The organism is Nonomuraea cavernae (assembly GCF_040655715.1).
Lineage (GTDB): Bacteria > Actinomycetota > Actinomycetes > Streptosporangiales > Streptosporangiaceae > Nonomuraea > Nonomuraea cavernae_A.
This window is the reverse complement of record NZ_JBFAKL010000082.1, coordinates 1-1,268: the sequence shown is the minus strand read 5'-3', so window position 1 is coordinate 1,268 and position 1,268 is coordinate 1. Positions and strand designations below refer to the sequence as shown.

At 60.1% G+C, this 1,268-nt stretch carries 2 protein-coding genes; both read left to right on the top strand.

Going from position 1 to position 1,268, the window contains the following annotated elements; translation table 11 throughout:
• Positions 1 to 69: 69 nt before the first annotated feature.
• A complete protein-coding gene (locus tag AB0I38_RS40315; RefSeq protein ID WP_358496218.1) occupies positions 70 to 357 on the top strand; it encodes a transposase in 288 nt (95 codons plus the stop codon).
• Positions 354 to 1,229, top strand: coding sequence for an IS3 family transposase (locus AB0I38_RS40310; RefSeq protein ID WP_358496221.1), 876 nt, complete (start codon positions 354 to 356; stop codon positions 1,227 to 1,229). Before AB0I38_RS40315 ends, AB0I38_RS40310 begins: the two co-directional genes overlap by 4 nt.
• The last annotated feature ends 39 nt before the right edge of the window (positions 1,230 to 1,268 follow it).

Sequence of the window (1,268 nt, the reverse complement as noted above, 5' to 3'; positions counted from 1 at the left end):
TGAGCTTCCCCCCGTAGCACGGCCACCTCACCTGAGTTGACCCTGTGTCGGCTGGGAAGGAAGTGCTTCGTGCCTGCACCTCACCCGATTGAGTTCCGTCAGCGTGCCGTCGAGCTTGCCCGTAAAGGTGCTAAACCGGTCTCTGTCCTTGCTAAAGACCTGGGTATCAGCGACTCCTGTCTGCGGAATTGGATGCGCCAGGCCGACACCGATGACAACGGCGGTGCGAAGCTGACCAGCGCGGAGAAGAAGGAACTCTCCGATCTGCGGCGTCGAACCCGGCAGCTTGAGCTGGAGAATGAGATCCTCAAGCGGGCGGCTGCGTACTTCGCCCGGGAGAACGTGCTCCCAAAATAGGGTACGCGCTGGTCCGTGAACTCGCCGATGATGACTTTCCTGTCGCGGTGGCCTGCCGGGTGTTGAATATTTCCAGATCGGGTTACAAAGACTGGGTCGGCCGGCCGCAGTCACCACGCGACCAAAGAAACACCGAACTACTGAAGCTGATCCGTGACATCCATGAGACGTCGCGTTACAGCTACGGCTCGCCGCGGGTCCACGCGGAGCTGACGCTCGGCCTGGACCTGGAGATCAACCGCAAGCGCGTCGAACGGCTCATGCGCAAGGCTGGCATCCAGGGCATCTACCGGCGCAAGGGACGCCGCAACCTCGTCAACGCCGCCACCGAGGAGGATCTGGTCCGCCGGGCCTTCGCGGTGGACGCGCCTGACCGGCTGTGGGTCAGCGATATCACCGAGCACCCTACCGACGAAGGGAAACTGTATTGCGCCGCTGTCATGGACGCCTACTCTCGTCGCATCATCGGCCATTCTATCGACATACGCCAGACTAGCGTTCTGGTCGTCGACGCGATGGTCATGGCCGTCGCCCGCCGCAACCCACCGAGCAAGAAGACGATCCTGCATTCTGACCACGGAACACAGTACACATCGTTCTCGTATGGGAAACGACTCCGCGACGCTGAACTCCTCGGCTCGATGGGAACCGTCGGCGATTGCTACGACAATGCCATGATGGAATCGTTCTGGGGAACGATGCAGCTCGAACTGCTCGACACCAATAAATGGTCAACAAGAGCCGATTTGGCCAGCGCGATGTTTGAATGGATCGAGTGCTGGTATAACCCATATAGACGTCATTCCAGCATCGGAATGAACAGCCCAATCGCGTTCGAGGAGCTCTACAAGCCCTCAGACGCAACCCCGTGATCCCACACCATCGGTGGCCGTCGTACGGGGGGAACCTCA